Origin of the sequence: Campylobacter anatolicus (assembly GCF_018145655.1) — a bacterium.
In the GTDB taxonomy this organism is placed as follows: Bacteria; Campylobacterota; Campylobacteria; order Campylobacterales; family Campylobacteraceae; genus Campylobacter_A; species Campylobacter_A anatolicus.
Genome location: NZ_JAGSSY010000001.1, coordinates 403,333 through 421,078, shown reverse-complemented (window position 1 = coordinate 421,078; position 17,746 = coordinate 403,333). Strand labels below are relative to the sequence as shown.

13 protein-coding genes are annotated in these 17,746 nt (G+C 34.7%); 4 read left to right on the top strand and 9 right to left on the bottom strand.

Annotation, left to right across the window (positions count from 1 at the left end; all coding sequences use genetic code 11):
• Positions 1 to 194: 194 nt before the first annotated feature.
• From KDE13_RS02090 to KDE13_RS02070, 5 genes are all read right to left on the bottom strand, one after another.
• Positions 195 to 1,961: a M3 family metallopeptidase gene (locus tag KDE13_RS02090; RefSeq protein ID WP_212142722.1), complete on the bottom strand. Its 1,767-nt coding sequence runs from the start codon at positions 1,959 to 1,961 to the stop codon at positions 195 to 197.
• 11 nt (positions 1,962 to 1,972) lie between these two features.
• Complete coding sequence (dcuC, locus tag KDE13_RS02085; protein ID WP_212140058.1) at positions 1,973 to 3,361, bottom strand: C4-dicarboxylate transporter DcuC; 1,389 nt, start codon at positions 3,359 to 3,361, stop codon at positions 1,973 to 1,975.
• 113 nt (positions 3,362 to 3,474) lie between these two features.
• Positions 3,475 to 4,227: a class I SAM-dependent methyltransferase gene (locus KDE13_RS02080; RefSeq protein ID WP_212142721.1), complete on the bottom strand. Its 753-nt coding sequence runs from the start codon at positions 4,225 to 4,227 to the stop codon at positions 3,475 to 3,477.
• Between the two features lie 283 nt (positions 4,228 to 4,510).
• The gene (nifJ, locus tag KDE13_RS02075; protein ID WP_212142720.1) at positions 4,511 to 8,089 is read right to left on the bottom strand and encodes a pyruvate:ferredoxin (flavodoxin) oxidoreductase; all 3,579 of its coding nucleotides are present in this window, start codon (positions 8,087 to 8,089) and stop codon (positions 4,511 to 4,513) included.
• Positions 8,090 to 8,208: 119 nt separating this feature from the next.
• Positions 8,209 to 9,108: an AraC family transcriptional regulator gene (locus tag KDE13_RS02070; RefSeq protein WP_212142719.1), complete on the bottom strand. Its 900-nt coding sequence runs from the start codon at positions 9,106 to 9,108 to the stop codon at positions 8,209 to 8,211.
• 224 nt (positions 9,109 to 9,332) lie between these two features.
• On the opposite strand from KDE13_RS02070, the gene KDE13_RS02065 reads away from it, so the two are divergent.
• On the top strand, positions 9,333 to 10,175 hold the full coding sequence (locus KDE13_RS02065) for a DUF3737 family protein (RefSeq protein WP_212142718.1): 843 nt from the start codon (positions 9,333 to 9,335) through the stop codon (positions 10,173 to 10,175).
• A gap of 93 nt (positions 10,176 to 10,268) precedes the next feature.
• On the opposite strand, the gene KDE13_RS02060 is transcribed toward KDE13_RS02065, so the two are convergent.
• Genes KDE13_RS02060 through KDE13_RS02050 form a run of 3 tightly spaced genes read right to left on the bottom strand, consistent with a single transcriptional unit; the run spans position 10,269 to position 13,076 of the window.
• Complete coding sequence (locus KDE13_RS02060) at positions 10,269 to 11,315, bottom strand: c-type cytochrome (protein ID WP_212140063.1); 1,047 nt, start codon at positions 11,313 to 11,315, stop codon at positions 10,269 to 10,271.
• Positions 11,316 to 11,317: 2 nt separating this feature from the next.
• A complete protein-coding gene (locus KDE13_RS02055) occupies positions 11,318 to 12,562 on the bottom strand; it encodes a cytochrome b (protein WP_212142717.1) in 1,245 nt (414 codons plus the stop codon).
• A 10-nt stretch (positions 12,563 to 12,572) separates the two neighbouring features.
• A complete protein-coding gene (locus KDE13_RS02050) occupies positions 12,573 to 13,076 on the bottom strand; it encodes a Rieske 2Fe-2S domain-containing protein (protein WP_212141646.1) in 504 nt (167 codons plus the stop codon).
• Positions 13,077 to 13,243: 167 nt separating this feature from the next.
• On the opposite strand from KDE13_RS02050, the gene KDE13_RS02045 reads away from it, so the two are divergent.
• Positions 13,244 to 13,630, top strand: a complete 387-nt coding sequence (locus KDE13_RS02045; protein WP_212142716.1) for a VOC family protein — start codon at positions 13,244 to 13,246, stop codon at positions 13,628 to 13,630.
• A 5-nt stretch (positions 13,631 to 13,635) separates the two neighbouring features.
• Here the strand turns inward: KDE13_RS02045 and KDE13_RS02040 are convergent, their stop codons facing one another.
• Entirely contained in the window at positions 13,636 to 14,793 is a 1,158-nt protein-coding gene (locus KDE13_RS02040; RefSeq protein ID WP_212142715.1) for an MFS transporter, read from the bottom strand.
• Between the two features lie 358 nt (positions 14,794 to 15,151).
• Between KDE13_RS02040 and KDE13_RS02035 the strand changes: the two genes are divergently transcribed.
• Positions 15,152 to 15,361: an XRE family transcriptional regulator gene (locus KDE13_RS02035; RefSeq protein WP_212140068.1), complete on the top strand. Its 210-nt coding sequence runs from the start codon at positions 15,152 to 15,154 to the stop codon at positions 15,359 to 15,361.
• Position 15,362: 1 nt separating this feature from the next.
• Entirely contained in the window at positions 15,363 to 17,741 is a 2,379-nt protein-coding gene (locus KDE13_RS02030; protein WP_212142714.1) for a site-specific DNA-methyltransferase, read from the top strand.
• Positions 17,742 to 17,746: the final 5 nt, after the last annotated feature.

Sequence of the window (17,746 nt, the reverse complement as noted above, 5' to 3'; positions counted from 1 at the left end):
ATTTATATTTATTTTGATAGTGATTATAAAAAAAAATAGCTAAAACATTGCTTAATTATGAAATTTATTATCAGTATATAATACCAAAAGTAGCATAAAATTTTTAAGTAGAGTTAGTCCTATAAAATGCCTATGATTATTCGTTTTAAGTAAAAGTTATTTTAGTGAAAGTCTTTTATGATAAAATCATTTTGCTAATTTTTAAATTTAATACTATTTTGTATTGATTTAAATTTATCTATATAAATCATAGCACTATTTATACATTCAGACCAAAAATCAGTCGATTTTATATCCTTTTTAAAGTGTTTTAGTATAATATCATCTACGCTCATACATCCACAATCACGTAAAAATGGCTTATATATATCAATGAATTTATCTCCATCTTCTCTAAATTTGTTAATCAAAAATTGTGATATTAGATAGCCAACTGCATATGGATAGTTATAAATATATTGATCTGTTTTGTAAAAATGTAGTTTAAAATATGGTAAGAAAAGCTCGATGTCATCAGTTGTATCACCATACCATTTACGCCACGCATTAGCAAGTAGTTCTTGTACTTTTGCTGATGTTAAAATTTTTTCACTTCTAAATTTTATAAAAGATATCTCAAAGTCATATCTAACCATAATATGGAGCATAAAATTTGCTGCAGATTTAAGCTCTTGCCATAATATATCAAAAAAAAGTGTATCGTCGTAGCTATTTTGCTGTAGATAATCCCTTAAAACGGCTTCATTAAAAGTGCTGGCTATCTCGGCTAAAGACATAGGAAATTCAGTCTTAATTGTTGGCATATCACGCATTATCCAGTAGTGCCAAGCATGTCCTAGCTCGTGGGCTTGTTGTATCATATGGGCTTGAGTTCCCATATAGCTTGTAAATACCCGAGGTTGCTTAAATTCGTTAAATCTAGTATAAAACGCTCCACCAGCTTTATCGTTTCTATTTTGAGCCTCTATCCAACGATTTTTTATCATCATATCTATAAAATTACCTATTTGAGGGCTTAATGTATTTAAGGCTGATTTTATAGTAAAAATAGCAGTTTTATATGGTATAAGTTCTTTGCTAGAAAATGGCGAAGGTGCTAATAGATCATAGCTTGATAGTCTATCTTTATTTAAAAATTTAGCACGTAGACTTACAGCTTGTCTAATGTTATTAACATTATCAAAAAGTGCTTTATACATTGCATTTATCGCTTCAGAGCTTATCCTATTTTGTTGAAAACTTGGCGTAAAAGGATCGATATTTGCTACTTTAAACTCATTTAGCCTAAAACCTTGTAACATATTTAATACATCGATATATATGGGAGAAAATTTTTCATAATGACTATTTAGCCCATCAGAGATATTTTTTCTTAAAATTGCATCTGGGCTACCCTTTAAAATACCGCTGCATTTTGAGAGATTGTATGTATTTAAATCGCTATTTTTATCCTCTGCCTTAATGCTTATAAGGTTGTTTAAATGAGTAAAAATACTATATAGCGGTATAAAATTACTCTGTTTTAATTCGTTTAAATTTTGGTCATTTAAAGATTTTTTCCAGCTATTTTTATACTCATCATATAAAAATTTCCAACGTTCAAGTTGTGGCGAGTGCCAAATTTTATCATTAATTGATAATGCATCCATTTTATTAAATAAAATTTGTCTTATCTCATCAAGCATAGCAAGGCTTTTTGATATTTTATCTTCATTGATGGCTACTCGATCGTCTTTGGTGTTTTCGCTTAGCTTACAACGACAAAATGCTTTGAGTGAGCTTAGCTTATCAAAAGCCAATTCATATAAGTCTATCATAGTTGTAATAGACTCCATCTCATTTATACCTTTATAAATTTTATTTATAATCTCATCTGCATCTTTGAGTGATTGTATAAATTTATCATTTTCAAAATCTATATAGACATCATCAAATGTCCATTTGGGTAAAATTTCATTCATAGTATTTCTTCTTAAAGTGATAGTAAAAATACAAATATATGGTGACTTACAAGACCGGCAACAGCAGGCACACTACAACGTTTAACTAGCTCTAAAGGGCTGCATTTTAACATACCAGCTATAGCCACTACTACGCCTGATACTGGCGATAGTGGACGAGCTATAGTTGAGGCTTGATGCATTGGTAAAACAAGCATTACGGAGCTGACGTTTAGTTTTGAAGCTATATGTGGCACCATTTCGATAAGCGGATAAAAACTAGCACCATTTGAACCAGCTATAATGGTAACTAGTGTTGTAATGATGACAAATAAGATTGACATTCCAAGTCCGCCAAAGCCTAAAGTATTTGCTAGACTTACGATACTATCAAGCATCCCTAGTGCTTTAAATCCTTGTGCAAAAACACCAGCAGCAACGATAAGCACTACAACGCCACTAAGGCTTTTACCCATAGCTTGAAAAAATGCTTTTAGCCCATCGGCTATCGGATTAAATTTAAATTTGTATCTTATTATTTCACAAAATATCGCAATGATTACCGATAATAGGATAATGGCTGAGATATTTAGCTTTATTGAAGCTAGGCAATACTCAGAAAATACAACAACAAGTATCATCGGCAAAAATGGCAATATAGCATAAATTTTAGGAGCACTCTCATCTGGGCGTTTTACATTTTCACTAAAATCCAAACTCTCGCCGATATGCTCGCTACAAATCCAACCCTCTTTTTTATCTAAATATTTATTCCAAAAAACAAGTGCGATACCTATAACAATAGACGTTGGTAGAGCGGCTGGAATTTTATATGTAAAGACATAATCTAGTATAGAAAGTTGCGTTGCTTTTGCAGCAGCAGCCGTTGAAGCTCCGATTAATACCATTGAAGCAGCCCCTGACATACAACATATTGAACCAATTGTCATTTTATTAAGCCCAAGAGAGATCAATACAGGTCCAAGGAGTGCTAGGCATAATACACCAAGTCCAGCAGCACTAGTAATAACCATGCTAATTAGCTTTGCAATTGCAAATGCTGCAAATATCATAAAGTATGGATTTTTTATCTTTGTAAGACGTTTTGTAGTCATGGATACAAACGCATCGTTTGCACCGATGTGAGTCATATAGTTAGCAAAGCCAACCATAAACATAATAAGCAAACCAAGCTCTGCCATAGTGTTTGAAAACATATAACGTATATACTCGATAATATCTAAGTATTCGTTACCAGTTGGCATCGCTTTTTTTGGCATAAATTTTCCAGTTTTTAATATAGCGGAACAAACCAACATAAAAACACCAGAGGCAAAAAGCACGAGCGGTGCGTATTTGCCTTTAACTATCGCCCAACCAACAGCTATCAATATGATAATACCGATGATAATACCAAGCATTTATTATCCTTTATCACAAAAATTAGAAATTTTATATAAGGATATTATAATATTATTAATATAAAAAGAAACATAAATTTTTAAGCGAATTTAGGCGTATAAAACGCCTAAAATTATTTTGTATTTAAATTTGAGTGCCAAACTGCTATTGAGGTTGAATTTATAGGATCATCAGATAGGCTATTTTCAAGTATCGTATCATCTAACACGATAGTGCCTTTTGAAACAGCACTTTTTAATGCATCTATAAAATTTAAATTCCATTGATTTTCATTAAACATCTCTTTTTGAAGTTTTGTTGTCTCTCCCAAAGTTCTCACTTGAAAACCAAATGGTTCAAGGTGTATGCAACGCACATGTGAAGCGATAGATGCTACCACTTCAAACCAATTATCAGGTATCATAGTTACTTGCTCTATCGTATGACAAGTAAACACAAATGCACGTTTTATCTCACTTGTTAGAAAACTTATTTCTGGATTAAGGTGATTAAAATGGAAAAATTTTATATTCATATTTGGCGTAGCTGCAGCTAACTCCGTTGCTATCTGCACTCCGCTTTGAGTAAATTCCCCGCCATAATACGCCACATCAATAGGACCGCCACGATAAAAAATATCAAATAAATTTCTACCATATCCGCAACCAAGCTCGACTATAGCGTCGTACGGACCAGTTTTATCATAGGCATCTATGAGAAAATCTGCTATAATATTTTTTACATAAAATGGCACATAAAGAGCCTTTCCAAATAGTGAACTTTGACGCATTATAGGAAGTTTCGTAAAATTGAATGAATTTTCGTCTTCAAACTCTCTATTCTCCCATTCAACGCCTCTACCCCAATACATAGCAAGCTCACACATACGCTCCTTTTTTTCGAGTTGTCTTATGATTTGATAGGTGTTAAGACCCCCCCCCCATTTAGCAAACCACGCATAAACTCGGCTCTAAAAGCCCAAGCGTTTTCGTAGAAATTTTGCCACTTTTCTTCTTGATGAGCCATATTTTTCCTTTCAGTTTAAGATATTTTTGTATTTTATAGTAAAGTTATTTAATTTATATTAAATTTATAGCTTTTATGTAAGCAAGAATTTGGCTGTTTTTAGCAGCCAAATTTAGTTAGAGTTATCTATATTTTATGTTTTACTATGCGAGTTGTTCTACGCTATTTTCCGCTTCGATCTCATCACTAAAATCAGCTATGGATAGGCGTTTTAGCTGACGATAGCGACGTTGTGCATCCTGTTTGTTTTTGATTAGTAATTCATCAGCGTGTTCTGGATTGCTTTTTACCAACGCACTATATCGCACTTCGTTTAGTAAAAATTCTTTATAAAGCGACCAGTCTGGCTCTTTGGATGTGATTTTAAGCGGATTTTTGCCTTGTAGCCTAAGATCTGGTTCATAGATATAAGTCGGCCAGTAGCCACATTTTGTGGCTAGTTCTGCTTGATCGCCAGATTGTGTCAAGCCACCTTTTATACCGTGAGCGATACAAGGTGAGTAGGCTATGACAAGACTTGGTCCATCATAAGCTTCAGCTGCTGCGATGGCTTTTATCGTGTTTGCCTGAGATGCGTTTGAGTTTATTTGAGCAACAAAGATATTGCCGTAAGTCATCGCTATGTAACCTAAGTCTTTTTTTTGCATTGGTTTACCTGAAGCGGTAAATTGTGCTATCGAGCCAGCACGGCTTGACTTTGAACTTTGGCCACCAGTATTTGAATACACTTCTGTATCTAGCACAAGTACATTGACGTTTTCGCCACTTGCTAAAACATGGTCAAGTCCGCCAAATCCGATGTCATAAGCCCAGCCATCTCCCCCGATTATCCAATGGGATTTTTTTACAAGATATTTTTTGAGACTTAAAATTTCTTTTACGCCATCAACGTCTAAATTTTGCTCTAATATCGGCACTAAGACTTTAGCTATCTGGGCTGTTTTTGCTCCGTCTGTTTTGTGTGTTAGCCAGTCGGTGTAAAGGGCTGATAGTGCGTTAGGAGCGACGTCTTTTGTGCGTAACATTATATCTTCTATGCGGTGACGTATCGTTTCAGTTGCAACTTTCATACCCATACCAAACTCAGCATTGTCTTCAAATAGTGAATTTGCCCACGCAACTCCATGACCGTCCCTATTTGTCGTATATGGTGTAGATGGTGCAGAACCTCCGTAAATAGAGCTACAGCCTGTCGCGTTTGCCACGATCATACGATCGCCAAATAGTCGCGTTACTAATCCAATATATGGAGTCTCGCCACAACCCGGACAAGCTCCGTGAAACTCAAACAAAGGCTGTGCAAAACTTGAGCCTTTCACACTCTCTTTGCTCATAAGATCATCTTTGTAAGTTACTTGTTTAAATAGATAATCCGCATTTACCTGCTCGTTTTTATTTAGCTCTTCGCCAAGTGGCACCATAACGAGCGATTTTTCTTTGCTTGGGCAGTTTTGAGCACACAGCTCACAGCCTGTGCAATCAAGTGGGCTGACTTGAATTTTATATTTAAGCCCTTTTAGCTCCTTGCCTTTAGCATCTAGGACGTGATCTTGTATACTTTGTGGTGCCGCATTTAGCTCATCGTCATTTATCAAAAATGGGCGTATAACAGCGTGCGGACAGACAAAAGCACACTGGTTGCATTGAATGCAGTTTTCTTCTATCCATTTTGGTACCATAACACCTACACCACGCTTTTCATAAGCAGTAGTTCCAGCCTCAAAGTGTCCATCCTCATATCCTAAAAATGCAGAAACAGGCAGAGTATCACCTTTTGCGGCATTTATGGGTTTTACGACCTTTTCAACAAAGTCGGTGCCTTTATATGCTACACTTTGACTAGTATCAAATTTTAAATTTACCCATGCCGGATCGATGGAGACCTTAATGAGTCCATTTGCTCCAACATCGATCGCCTTATAGTTCATCTCTACGATCGCTTCGCCTTTTTTAGCATAGGCTTTATGGGCGTATTCTTTCATATATTTTTGTGCTTCATCAAACGGTATAATCTCAGCTAGTTTAAAAAATGCTGATTGCATTATGGTGTTTGTGCGATTTTTAAGTCCGATATCGTGGGCTAGTTTGGTCGCATTTATGATGTAAAAATTTACTTTTTTTGCAGCTAAAATTTGCTTTACTCTAGATGGGATTTTAGCAACCGTCTCATCAGCGTCCCAAATGGAGTTTAGTAAAAACGTTCCACCTTCGCGTATACCGTCAACAACATCGTAAATGTCAAGATACGCAGCGACTGAACATGCCACAAAGTGTGGGTTTGAAACAAGGTAGGTTGAACGGATAGGATTTTTACCAAAACGCAAGTGAGAGCGTGTGTAGCCACCGGATTTTTTACTATCGTAAGCAAAATACGCCTGTGCGTAAAGGTCGGTTTTATCACCAATTATTTTTATAGAGTTTTTGTTTGCTCCGACAGTGCCGTCTGCACCAAGTCCATAAAATAGACACTCTTTGACGCCTTCGTCACTAAGAGAAATTTTCTTGCCAACATCAAGTGAAGTAAATGTAACATCATCTATAATACCAACTGTAAAGCCATTTTTAGGCTTTGTAGCTTTTAAATTTTCATAAACAGCTATCATCTGAGCTGGATCAACATCTTTTGAACTTAGTCCATATCTACCACCCACGATCACAGGTGCATTTTCACGTCCATAAAATGCTGCTTTTATATCAAGATATAGTGGCTCGCCAAGACTACCTGGCTCCTTGGTACGGTCAAGAACAGCGATCTTTTTGACTGAATTTGGCACAACGTTAAATAAGTATTTTAGACTAAATGGACGATATAAATGCACCTTGATAACACCAACCTTCTCGCCATTTGCATTTAAGTGATCGATAACTTCTTCAAGTGTTTGAGTAACTGAACCCATCGCGACTACAACGCGATCAGCTTCTGGGTGTCCGTAGTAGTTAAATGGCTTATAGTCACGCCCAGTTATTTTTGAAATTTCTGCTAAATACTCAGCCACTATATCAGGCACAGCGTCATAAAAGCGGTTTGAAAGCTCACGAGTTTGAAAGTAGATATCATCGTTTTGTGCAGTTCCGCGTGTCTTTGGGCTTTCTGGATTAAGTGCTTCGTTGCGGAATCTTTGCACTGCATCTTTATCAAGCAGTCTATCAAAATGAGAATAGTCAATCACCTCTATCTTTTGAATCTCGTGGCTCGTTCTAAACCCATCAAAGAAGTGCATAAATGGCACACGACCTTTGATAGCTGCAAGGTGAGCGACACCGGCTATATCCATAACCTCTTGCACTGATCCGCTTGCAAGCATAGCCCAGCCAGTTTGACGACAGGCGTAGATATCTTGATGATCGCCAAATATAGAAAGAGCTTGAGCTGCTAACGATCTAGCACTTACGTGTATGACACCGGGTAGGAGCTGTCCGGATATCTTATACATATTTGGAATTTTTAGCAAAAGTCCTTGAGAAGCCGTATAAGTAGTGGTCAAAGCACCAACTTGAAGTGAGCCATGCACCGTTCCAGCTGCACCACCCTCGCTTTGCATTTCTACTACTTTAACCGGCATACCAAATAAATTTTTCTTGCCCTGTGCCGCCCACATATCGGTATAATCAGCCATTGGAGAGCTTGGAGTTATCGGATAAATTCCAGCAACTTCTGTAAAAGCATATGCTGCATATGCAGCTGCTTCGTTACCATCCATAGTCTTCATTATTTTATTCATATTAACCCTTTATGACGTAAATTTATTAATTATAAGACGAAAATTTAAAATATCCGCTTAACGTAAAAATCAAATTTAAAAATTTCTAAAAATACTAAGAAATGTCATTTTGTCGAGTTTTATTTCTCTTTCATATTTCTTGCATGAGTTTTTGGCGGGACGTTAAACATACGTGAGTATTCACGACTAAATTGTGATGCACTTTCATATCCAACAGCAAACGCCACATCAGAAGCATCCATATTTTTAAATTCAAGCATACTTTTAGCCTCTTGTAGCCTTAGTGTCTTTTGAAACTGTACCGGGGACATCATCGTAAGCTCTTTAAATTTATGATAAAGTGATGACTCGCTAAGGCCTAGAGTGTGAGCTAGATCTTTCATGTTTATATTTTCGCTAAATTTATTTTTTATCTCACCGATAGCACGTGCGATTTTATTTGTGGTGCTATCAGCTAGGACGTATTGTTTTAAAAACTCGCCACCATCCCCTTGAATGAGTTTAAAAAGTATCTCTTTTATGATGAGTGGGGCTATAAATTTGATATTTTCTTTGCTAGTGCTTAATAAATTTATAAGCCGTGCAACAGGGTCTAATAGCTCATAGTCAAGCTCTCCTAAAAATAGTCCATTATCGACGGATTTTTTATTTTTAGTAGTTTTGATATAGTCGCGAACAACTTCATAAATTTGCTCCATATCAAGTGTGAGTTTTAATCCAATGTAGTTTTGGTCTTTTGATGCTGAAGATATACGTACATAAGTTGGCACATATGTAAGTGTCAGGAGAAATTTTGTCCCATCTGATATAAAAGTTTTTGAACCAAAATTATAAGTTTTCTCACCTTGAAGGATGATACATAAAGATGGTTGATAGATAGTACTGACGAATTCATTTTTAGTACTTGAGGTAAAAAATGTCAACTGTTTTATCTGTGTCTCTATATTGCCCTCTTTTTTAAAATTTGAATTGATGAAATTTACTAGGTCAAATCTAGTTTGTTCTAAACGCGTATCCATCGTGTCTCCTTAATATAGTAAAATACTATAATTTTAACAAAAAATAGTAAATTTTGCAGAATTAGGCAAGAATCGTGCAGAATCGTTCTATCGTTTGGATAGTAAAATTTGTTAGAATATTTTTAAAATTTTAAAAAGATGTAGCGAGAGTTTTGATATGCTTACTATATTTACATTAAATTTAATGAAGTATAAATAGGCGGATTTAAAATAAAGGATAGTTTATGAAAGAAATAGTAAGAAAGAGCTTAGTTGGTGAAAGAGCAATGTTTGAAGCAAGCGATCTAAGGATAGTCGAATGCACCTTTGAAGATGGAGAATCGCCACTAAAACATAGTAAAAATTTACAAATTTTTCAAAGCCTTTTTAAGTGGAAATACCCGTGTTGGTACTCACAAAATTTGAGTTTTGAGAGTTGTATGTTTTTAGAGATGGCACGTGCTGGGATCTGGTATGCAAATGGTGTGATAATGAAAAATTGTACGATCGAATCACCTAAAATTTTTAGACAAACAAGTGGATTGGATTTGCAAAATGTAACTATATTCAAAGCCGATGAAACAATGTGGAACTGTCGTGATATAAAGATGAAAAATATTGTAGCAAAAGGGGATTACTTTGCGATGGGCTCGGCAGATATCGATATAGACGGCTTTGAACTGCTTGGAAACTACTCATTTGATGGATCTAAAAATGTTCATGTGAAAAATGCGAAAATTTTATCAAAAGATGCTTTTTGGAATAGCGAAAATGTCATAATTGAAGATAGCTTTATAAGTGGTGAATATATCGGATGGAACTCTAAAAATTTGACGTTTATCAACTGTATGATCGAGAGTTTGCAGGGGTTTTGCTATATTAAAAATTTAACGCTAAAAAATTGTAAACTGATAAACACAACTCGTGCCTTTGAATACTCAAGCGATATAAATGCCCAAATCATTGGCAGAGTAGATAGTATCGTAAATCCCATAAGCGGAGTTATCGTAGCTGATGAGATCGGTGAAATAACTTTAGACGATAGTAAAATTGATCCAAAAGAGACTAAAATTTCTACAAGTAAGTAAATTTAGATTAATAAAGTAGATAAATTTATTTGCTTTTATGATAAATTTTGTAGAAGAATTTAAGGGGTAAAACCCCTTAAATTTGCATTTGAATTAGTGTAGCTCACTCCAAACTTTACGTTTCCAAAGCCATGCAAATATGCCAAGGATAAAGAAGTATCCCATTATATACCAGCCCAGACTCTCACGTTCAGTTTTTTTGCTATCGCCGACTTTTTGTATATAATTAACTAGCTGATCTTCGCTAACTTTGCTTAATCCCACACGTGGCATAGCTGTGTTTGGTAGCATTTTTTGCGTATCGTTTATAAATTTATGTAGATACTCGCTACCTTTTGAACGTATCACTATAGATAGATCAGGCGGGTTTGAGCCCATATACGTAGCTAGATTTACTTTATTTGAAAGCGTATAAAGCTTGTCATATTTCATATCATGACATCTCTGACATGCATCTGCAAATAATCTCTTATCGCTTATCTTCCCATTTTGCTTCTCAAAATCAGCCGAAACTGACTTTAGATATGCTACAATGTCTGCTATCTCGGCATTCATATCCTCGCTACCTGCACCAAAAAATGTTGGCATCGGATACGGTTGCTCATCGTTAAATTTATGAGTCAACTTTAAAGCCATTGTAGGGTTTTTGATAATCGCTGCTAAAAATCTCTCATCATAAATTTTACCTGCTGTGCTAAGATCAGGTGGAACTACACCATAAGCTTGTGAAGCCGTCTCTGCATCCATAGGGGCTGGTAAATTTGCCACACTTATACCGTGGCAGCCTACACACCCACCAGCCATAAAGGTCTCAGCACCTTTTACTGCATCACCTTTGCTTAAATCAATCTTTTTAACATCATCCCAAAAAGCCATATAATCATTTAAAATTTTCTCTGCTACATCGACTTCATTTTTAGCAGATGCGATCTTACCTTCATCTTTTGATGCTTGGGCTATTGCTAGGTTTGCCTTTTTGCTCTCTAAAATTTTCTTAGCATAGTTTGTGTCTTCTACCGAAAAGTCATATATCGCATCAGTTGTATGTGGATGTAGCTTTGTATGAGCGTATGGTTCTATCCCCCAGTAAAGTATGCCTGAAAGAACAACAACTATGGCAAAAATTTTTAACTCTTTCATAATTATCCCCTTTTTCTTTCAAGTAAAGTAATCACCGGCAATGCTATGATAAATAAAAATAGGAATAATACTGATGAGTAAAATCCTATCCAGTCATTTATCCCGCCTACTGGGAGTTTTCCATAGATGGATAACACAATAAGATCGATGACAAGTATCCAAAACCAGATGAAGAACATAGGGCGTCTGTGAGCCGGTGCTACGACATCACTTCTGTCTAATAATGGAATGATTAAGAATGCTACTCCTGCAAATGCAAATGCTAGTAAGCCGATATTGTAGGCTGAAAATCCAGCTATATCAAAGAAAAATCCACGTAAAATTTCATACTGCCATAAGAAATACCACTCAGGATAGATATGTGGCGGTGTTTTTAGTGCGTTTGCTGGTTCAAAATTTATCGGATCCATTGCAAAATTAAAGTGATAACATACCAAATAGAAGAAAAATATCATAAAAAATGATACATACATAAAGTCTTTTGCTAAAAATCCGGGCCAGAAAGGTATAACTTTCGCCTTTGCTCTATCGCCATTTAAGTATTCGTTTGCCTCTATATCAAAGTCTATCTCTTCACTCTCTAGGTTATTGACGTGTGGAATTCTAAGCGAATAAAAATGTATAACTAAAACCACTATCGTAACAAGCGGAAGCAGACATACGTGAAGCATAAAAAAACGTGTAAGCGTAGAGTCGCCAACAGCGTAATCACCACGTATCCACTCAACTAAAGCATCGCCTATAACTGGCACACCACCAAATAGCTGAGTGATAACAGTCGCCGCCCAGTAGCTCATCTGTCCCCAAGGTAGCATATATCCACTAAATGCCTCTGCTGAAAAGCAGATAAATAGCACCATACCGCTTATCCAGATGACCTCACGACCCTTTTTATATGAACCATAATATAAGCCGGTAAGCAGGTGAATATACATAACTAAAAATATGACTGACGCTGAAACTGCGTGTATGTGTCGCCACAGCCAACCGTATTCAACCTCTTGCATAATAATGTAATTAACGCTATCAAATGCTAAATTTATATCTGGTTTGTAATACATAAGTAGTAAAAAGCCAGTAACTATAAGCAATATGAAAAGTGTTGTAAGGATAACACCCATCGCCCAAAGAAAATTTATATTTTTTGGGATCCAATATTCGCTAACTAAAACTTTCATAAGTTTTGTGAAAGCAAGTCGCTGATCTAGCCAGTCTATAACGCCGTTTGATTTATGAATTTGTGCCATTTTGACCTCCTTATGCTTTGCCTACGAGTTTTTCATACTCAGGACTACTTTCACCTAGCACAAGCTTTGTGCCGTCGATCTTAAACGGAGGTATTTCGAGCGGACGAGGTGGTGGACCGTAAGTTTGCACACCATCTATATTAAATTCGCCACCGTGACAGGCACAGACAAATAATGACTTGCTTACCTTATACTCAGGGATACAACCAAGGTGTGTGCAAAGCCCAATAACAACAGTATAACGAGCTCCATCGACTACTACATCGCGATTATCATTTGGAGCCATTTTGGCATCTTTTTTTAGTATAAATATAGGCTTTTTACGCCACTCCACTTTTCTCATTTCACCCTCTTTCATAGGGCTTAGATCTACGGTTGTAAAGCCAGCTGCTTTGACGCTTGGGAGCGGATCCCACGTTTTTTTAACAGCTACAAGCGATAAAGCACCGCCGACGGCGGCAACTGCACCAAATGCAAGACCGATAAAATCACGTCTTTCTTGTTTTACAGACATTGCTTTCCTTTCTTGATTATTAGACAAATTTTTAGTGTATTATACATTTGTAAAGATTAAAATTTCTTTTTATTTACTAAAATAAGAAATATTTTTAAAATATATTAAAACTAAATTAATAATCAAAAGATGTTATAATAATAAAAATTTGAATATCTGGAGAGCTTATGGATATCACAGCTATAGATCACATCGTGCTAACGGCTAAAAATTTGAAAGAGACGATAGAGTTTTATACGTATATTTTAGGTATGGAGTTGATAGAATTTGGTGAAAATAACTTACGAAAAGCACTTAAATTTGGTAATCAAAAGATAAATTTACACCAGCTAGGTAGCGAGGTTTTGCCAAATGCCATAAACGCAAATATCGGCACACTTGATATTTGTCTATTAACTTCTACGCCACTTGATGAAGTTTTGTCTGAGCTTAAGCAAAAGGGTATTGCACCCATAACTAAGATCGTGCAAAGAAGTGGTGCAAATGGAGCGATAAGCTCTATTTATATACGTGATCCAGATGGAAATCTAATAGAGATAAGTCAATATATTTAAAAGATTTAAACTTTTTTTGGACGCAGGGTAAAACTAGCTACAAGACCAACGATAGCCACTATCCACAAAATTTGCATCGCATTTTCTAATCCATAGTTATCGGCAAATTTACCAACTAGTGGTGTTATGATACCGCCAATGCTAACACCAAGACCTAGAGTAACGCCTGATGCAAAACCGATATTGCGAGCTAAGTAGTGCTGACCTAGTAATACTGTGGCTGAGTAGGGGGCAAATACCGCACCGCCGACAAAAAACAAAAGTAGCGTTGAGAGATAGACATTTGTGCTTTGTGTGAATGCAAAAAGTATCGGCACCATCGCCATATAGGCGTATCGTAGCATTTTTATGTTACCTAGTTTGTCCGTGATAGCACCACCTATGATAGTGACGACAACACCAAATGAAAATAGTATGGCAAGTGCGGAGCTAGCGGTAGTAGTGCTTTGGTGAAGGACGTTTATCCAATAAATTGGTATAAAGGTGTTTAGCGTGAAAAATATGATGGAGCGAGCAAAGATAACAAAGCTAAGACGAGCAAACATCCTCCAGTCATTTGTAGCTACTAAATTTGAAGTATTCTTAACGCTATTTGCAACCTTTTGCGATAGTCTTTTTATGCTCGGTAATGTGTATAAAAATACCACTGCGACACTACTGCATACTAAGCCAAAAGTGATGAGTGCGTAAAATCCTACATAATGCACTATAAATCCAGCTAAAAGTGGACCAACTGCAAATCCGATGTTACCACCTACTGCAAATAGGCTCATTCCCTTTGCTTTGCTGTCTTGTGATGAGATGGAGTTTGTCATTTTAGCAGCTTCTGGGTGAAATATCGCACTACCAATGCCTGAAATGATTGCACATATAAAAAGTGCGTGGTATGAGCTAGTAAAACCCATCAGGCTAACGCCAAGTCCTGATAGAAATATACCAAGGCTGATGAAATATGAGCGTGAAAATTTATCTGAAAAGTAGCCAAAAAATGGCTGCAAAACAGATGAAGCTATAGCAGAAGCAAAAACTAGAGTCGCCGCTTGTGCGTAGCTAAGTCCATACGCTTTTATAAAAAACGGTAAAAGTGCTGGCAGAGCACCGCTACACATATCATTTGAGGCGTGAGAAAGGGTCAGTAGATATATGTGGTGTGGTTTTTTCATTTAAATTTAGCTTTTCATATCGTAATTAATAAAAGTGATAATATTTTTATCTGCTTTCATTTAAAGCTGGTATTATATTGTATATAATATTAAAATTTTATACAACCAAATAACTTATAGATAAACAATTTTATTTTTATTATGCTATTTAATGAGTTATTATTTTAGAATATGTAAAATATTGTAAAAGCATAAAACACTCTTGATGTTAAATACTTTTTATAATATGTATTTTACATATTTTTAGTTTAAATATACATTTAATCAACATTATACTAAATGTGATTAGCATATTTTATAAGTTTTAATTAATATATTAATATGTAAAATACATCAATATTAATACAAAGGCATTTAAATGGATTTTGATGAATTTCTGATAAAACTAAAAGAGGCTAGTTTATCAAAAGAAGAATTTATAAAATTGAGTGGAACAAACATAAATACCTTAAAAGGTTGGGCGACTGAACGACAAGGCAGAAAAGTGCAGCATTGGGTTGAGAGTTGGTTGAATCTATATATTGATAATAAGAAAAAAGATATTGTAATTGAAGCATTAAGGAAATGAAATGACAAATAATGAGAAGAAATTTTGGGATATATTAAATAATCTTTTTGTGGGTGCAGAGGTAAAAGGAAAATCTGGTTTTATAAACCTTATGATTGCAAAGCAGACATACTTTAAAAAAGTAAAAGAAGATTTACTTAAACAGATAAATGAGTTCTGTAAAGACAAAGACAATGAAAATTTTAAAGATGAACTTTATGATAAGCTTTATAGCTTTTTTCATAGATATTTTAGTCAATCAGGTAGTATTTACTACAACTATACACCACTTTTTTACAATATCTACACAAAAGCTTATGGCGAGAGCTCAAATCAAGTTAAAACATTCTTTAGTGATTATGAACGAGTGATATCAAACAAGCAAGATACATCACTTTTTTACAAAACCCAAATGCTTTATTATGTCAAATCAGATAAAATTTTTAAAGACCTTGAAATTGAGATAGAAGATAAAAAGTATATTTTTGATGCTTCAAATATGGAAGGTAAAAGGGCAAATGAGAAGCGAAACCTTGTATATGAATTAAAACAGATAGAAGATAAAACATTATCTTTTAATGTAGCTTATTCTGAAAATGGAAAAATCACAAAAATTGCTGATATTATAAAAGAGGCAAAAAGATCAGATGTAGAACTAAACGAGGAAGAGCTAAAAAAGGCCTTTAGCGTATTTGAAAGACAATCAAATATAGACTATTTTATCAATAAAGATGCGAAAAAATTTTTAAGCGAACAGCTTGATATGTGGATATATCAATATATGTTTAGCCAAGAAGTTGATTTTAATATACAAAGATTTAATCAAATTCAAGGCTTTAAAAAAATAGCTTTAAAACTTATAAATTTTATATCTCAGTTTGAAAATGAACTTGTAAAAATATGGAATAAACCCAGATTTGTATTAAATTCAAACATTGTAGTAACCATTGATAGGTTAAGAGCTAAAGGTTTTGATATAGATAAACTTAAAAATCATCAAAATTTCAAAGAGCAAGAAAAAGAGTGGCAGGAGCTAGGGATAGTTCAAAGTAGCTCACTTTTAGAAAATGAATTTTTACCTATAGATACAAAATATTTTAGTGAGTTTAAAGATGAGATTGAAAGCCTTTTTGAGCCTGATGAGTTTGATGGACTTTTGATTAAAAGTGAAAACTATCAAGCACTAAATTCGATACTTCCTAGGTTTAAAGATAGAGTGGATCTGATCTATATAGATCCGCCATTTAATACAGGAGATGACTTTGCATATATCGATAGATTCCAAGATAGCACATGGCTTAGTTTAATGGAAAATAGGCTTGAGCTGGCTAAAGAGCTTTTAAGTAAAAAAGGGAGTTTTTATCTGCATTTGGATAATAATGCAAACTATATGGGTCGAATGCTTTTAAATAAGATTTTTGGTAAAGAGAATTTTAGAAATGAAATTGTATGGCATTTTAGAACATATCAAGGACAAGTAAAATCGTATTATCCGCGAAAACATAATACAATTTTATGGTACTCAAAAATTCAAAACAGTAAAACATATTTTGAAATAGGTTATTCGTCTAATTATCAAATTACAGTTGATTATGAAAGATGGAAGACATTCTTAGTAAATAATAATGAAATAAGGTATCCTAATTATCCAAAAACAGATAGTCGTTTTGATGGATATTTAAAACGATATTTAAAAACTGTAAATTATAAGCCAAAGGATGGTGATTTAATTATGCAAGTAAATGGATATGTTTTGGATGATGTTTGGGTTGACATACAGGCAATAGACCCTAAAAATTTAGAAGAACGTATTCAATCAGAAGAAAATTTAACCCAAAAACCAGAAGCACTTTTATTAAGAATTATAAAAGCAAGTAGCGATAAAAACTCAATAGTCTTAGATTACCATTTGGGAAGTGGCACAACCGTTGCAACAGCACAAAAACTAGGCAGAAAGTATATCGGCATCGAGATGGGAGAGCATTTTTATAGCGTTATAATACCAAGAATGAAAAAAGTTTTAAGCGGTTTTGAGTGTGGAATTTCAAAAGAAGTAGAGTATAAAGGTGGCGGAATTTTTAAATATTATGAACTAGAACAATACGAGCAAATTTTAAGAAGCACAAAATACAAAGATACACCAAATGATTATCTTGATAGTAAAGATAGCGGTGATATTAATGATTGTTTTTTATTTGATGAAAAACTATCAGATGTGATTATCTGTGAAAATGATAGCTTTAAAGTGGACTTATCAAAGCTTTATCCTGATATCGACTTAAAAGAGACTATTCATAACATCACCGGCAAAAGACCAAAAGAGATAACAGATACAAAAGTAATATTTGAAGATAAAGAGTATGAGCTTCTTGAGATATTAAAACCACTATTACTTTGGTAAGGAAG

Excerpts from the sequence above, each read along its gene's own strand:
- KDE13_RS02050 (WP_212141646.1), bottom strand. The coding sequence starts at position 13,076 with ATGTCTGTAAAACAAGAAAGACGTGATTTTATCGGTCTTGCATTTGGT.
- KDE13_RS02040 (WP_212142715.1), bottom strand. The coding sequence starts at position 14,793 with ATGAAAAAACCACACCACATATATCTACTGACCCTTTCTCACGCCTCA.
- KDE13_RS02065 (WP_212142718.1), top strand. The coding sequence starts at position 9,333 with ATGAAAGAAATAGTAAGAAAGAGCTTAGTTGGTGAAAGAGCAATGTTT.
- KDE13_RS02080 (WP_212142721.1), bottom strand. The coding sequence starts at position 4,227 with ATGTGTGAGCTTGCTATGTATTGGGGTAGAGGCGTTGAATGGGAGAAT.
- nifJ (WP_212142720.1), bottom strand. The coding sequence starts at position 8,089 with ATGAATAAAATAATGAAGACTATGGATGGTAACGAAGCAGCTGCATAT.
- KDE13_RS02035 (WP_212140068.1), top strand. The coding sequence starts at position 15,152 with ATGGATTTTGATGAATTTCTGATAAAACTAAAAGAGGCTAGTTTATCA.
- KDE13_RS02045 (WP_212142716.1), top strand. The coding sequence starts at position 13,244 with ATGGATATCACAGCTATAGATCACATCGTGCTAACGGCTAAAAATTTG.
- KDE13_RS02030 (WP_212142714.1), top strand. The coding sequence starts at position 15,363 with ATGACAAATAATGAGAAGAAATTTTGGGATATATTAAATAATCTTTTT.
- KDE13_RS02060 (WP_212140063.1), bottom strand. The coding sequence starts at position 11,315 with ATGAAAGAGTTAAAAATTTTTGCCATAGTTGTTGTTCTTTCAGGCATA.
- dcuC (WP_212140058.1), bottom strand. The coding sequence starts at position 3,361 with ATGCTTGGTATTATCATCGGTATTATCATATTGATAGCTGTTGGTTGG.
- KDE13_RS02070 (WP_212142719.1), bottom strand. The coding sequence starts at position 9,108 with ATGGATACGCGTTTAGAACAAACTAGATTTGACCTAGTAAATTTCATC.
- KDE13_RS02055 (WP_212142717.1), bottom strand. The coding sequence starts at position 12,562 with ATGGCACAAATTCATAAATCAAACGGCGTTATAGACTGGCTAGATCAG.
- KDE13_RS02090 (WP_212142722.1), bottom strand. The coding sequence starts at position 1,961 with ATGAATGAAATTTTACCCAAATGGACATTTGATGATGTCTATATAGAT.